The sequence below is a fragment of the Micromonospora sp. ATCC 39149 genome (genome assembly GCF_000158815.1).
In the GTDB taxonomy this organism is placed as follows: domain Bacteria; phylum Actinomycetota; class Actinomycetes; order Mycobacteriales; family Micromonosporaceae; genus Micromonospora.
Genome location: NZ_GG657738.1, coordinates 3,520,613 through 3,522,747, shown reverse-complemented (window position 1 = coordinate 3,522,747; position 2,135 = coordinate 3,520,613). Strand labels below are relative to the sequence as shown.

The window sequence follows — 2,135 nt, the reverse complement described above, 5'->3', positions numbered from 1 at the left end:
GTGAGCAAGCGCACCTACCAGCCGAACAACCGCCGGCGCGCGAAGACCCACGGCTTCCGGCTGCGCATGCGCACCCGGGCCGGCCGCGCCATCCTCTCGACCCGTCGCGCCAAGGGCCGCGCCCGCCTGTCGGCCTGAGGCCGACCGGGGCCGGTCCGGGGGACGTGGGCAGTCGTGCTGGCGGCCGCGCAACGACTGCGGCGCAGCAGCGACTTCGCCGCAGCGGTCCGGGCTGGCCGCCGGGCCGGCCGTGGCGTGGTCGTCGTCCACCTGGCCCTGCCCGCCACACCGGGGACACCAACGGACACCTCGACGGAGCCGGCGCGGGCCACCGGTGCGGAGAACACCTCCGCACCGACCCGGGCCGGCTTCGTCGTTTCCAAGGCCGTCGGCCCGGCCGTCGTCCGTAACACGGTCCGGCGCCGGCTCCGGCATCTGGTCCGCGAGCGGCTCACGGCCTTGCCCGAGGGCAGCACCCTGGTCGTACGTGCGCTCCCGGCCGCGGCCGAGGCGTCGTACGCCCGGCTCGGGGCCGACCTCGACGCGGCTGTCGCCGCAGCCCGTACCCCCCGGGGGCGACGGCCCCGATGAACAGGGAATCCGCCGCGTCACGCCCGACGAGCCTGGGTGCCCGGGTGCTGGAGCCGGGCCCATCATCGCGTACCGTCGTTGGATAAGCCCGGCGCTGCCGGCCCGCTGTCGGTTCTACCCGTCGTGCAGTGCGTACGCCCTTGAGGCCGTGGCCCGGCACGGCGCGATCCGGGGGGCCGGCCTGACGGTCCGACGGTTGTTGCGCTGCCACCCCTTTCACCCTGGTGGACACGACCCGGTGCCCGAGCCGGGCGGTCGCCGCCGCGCCGAAGTGACTGGAGTCTGAGAATTGTTCAGTCTGGACTGGATCTACTACGCGATCTCGTGGATCCTGCTGACCTGGCACTCAGCCTGGGACGCCATCGGAGTGCCGGTCGACGCGGTGATCGGGACGAACTGGGCCTGGATCCTGGCCATCGTCTTCCTGGTGGTCACCGTGCGGGTGATCCTGTTCCCGGTCTTCGTCAAACAGATCAAGTCCCAGCGGGCCATGCAGGCGCTCCAGCCCAGGGTGAAGGAGCTCCAGGAGAAGCACAAGGGTGACCGGGAGACGCTCCAGAAGGAAATGATGGAGCTCTACCGGAAGGAAAAGGCCAACCCGCTCATGGGCTGCCTTCCGATGTTCCTCCAGATCCCGGTCTTCCTCGGCCTCTTCCACGTGCTGCGCCGCCTCGACCCGGCCAAGGTCAACAAAACCCTCTACGGCTGGACGGTCGAGCAGTTCGACAGCGCCTCCAGCGCCAAGCTCTTCACCGCCCCGATCGCCGGCAAGTTCGGCTCGACCGCCGACGAACTGGCCCGCCTCGGGGCCAACGGCACCACCGTGAAGGTGATCGCCGGCATCCTGGTTCTGGTGATGATGGGCACCACCTACCTCACCAGCCGCCAGATGATCCTCAAGACCGGCTGGGCGGAGGACCCGCAGCAGAAGATGATCCAGCGCCTGATGCTCTACGGCATCCCGCTGTCGCTGCTCGTCTCCGGCGCGATCTTCCCGATCGGTGTGATCATTTACTGGGTCACGAACAACCTGTTCACCCTCGGCCAGCAGCAGTGGGTGCTGCGTAAGTACCCGCCGCCGCCCACCCCGGGCCGCACCGGTGCCAAGCCCGGCAGCCCGGTCCAGCCGGCCAGGACCGCCGGCCTGTTCGGCCGCAAGGCCGCACCGGCCCCGGCCAAGCAGACCCCGGCCGCGCCGAAGGTCGCTGGCCCGAAGCCGGGCTCCAAGCCGGTCAACCCGAAGAAGAGCCGCCCGGCCAAGCGCCAGGGCTGAAGCCTCCCCGTCCGCGCCGACCCGGCGCGGACGGAACCAGGCCCTGGCAGCCGCCCGTGGGGCAGCGCCGGGCCGACCCCGCCGCGCGCAGCGTGGTCGCGGGCGACAGCCGCCCGTACAGACGTGCCCGTGGGCACCGGCGATCTCCCGCCGGCCCCGGGGAACCAGCGGACCCGACGGTCCGGCCGAGCGAGTACGGAGATGAGACCGTGACCGAGACCAGCATCCCCAGCGCTGACAAGTCAGTGGACGAGGAGAGCACGCCGATCGA

3 protein-coding genes and 1 pseudogene are annotated in these 2,135 nt (G+C 71.3%); all 4 read left to right on the top strand.

Annotation, left to right across the window (positions count from 1 at the left end; all coding sequences use genetic code 11):
• Positions 1–138 (top strand): 50S ribosomal protein L34 (rpmH, locus tag MCAG_RS14945; RefSeq protein ID WP_232290389.1); only part of this gene is annotated, 138 nt, incomplete at its 5' end.
• Positions 139–174: 36 nt separating this feature from the next.
• Positions 175–591: a ribonuclease P protein component gene (gene rnpA / locus MCAG_RS14940; RefSeq protein ID WP_007073823.1), complete on the top strand. Its 417-nt coding sequence runs from the start codon at positions 175–177 to the stop codon at positions 589–591.
• Positions 588–877: pseudogene (yidD, locus tag MCAG_RS30845) on the top strand (membrane protein insertion efficiency factor YidD). Before rnpA ends, yidD begins: the two are co-directional and overlap by 4 nt.
• Before the next feature lie 3 nt (positions 878–880).
• Complete coding sequence (yidC, locus tag MCAG_RS14935) at positions 881–1,864, top strand: membrane protein insertase YidC (protein ID WP_007073821.1); 984 nt, start codon at positions 881–883, stop codon at positions 1,862–1,864.
• Positions 1,865–2,135 lie beyond the last annotated feature (271 nt).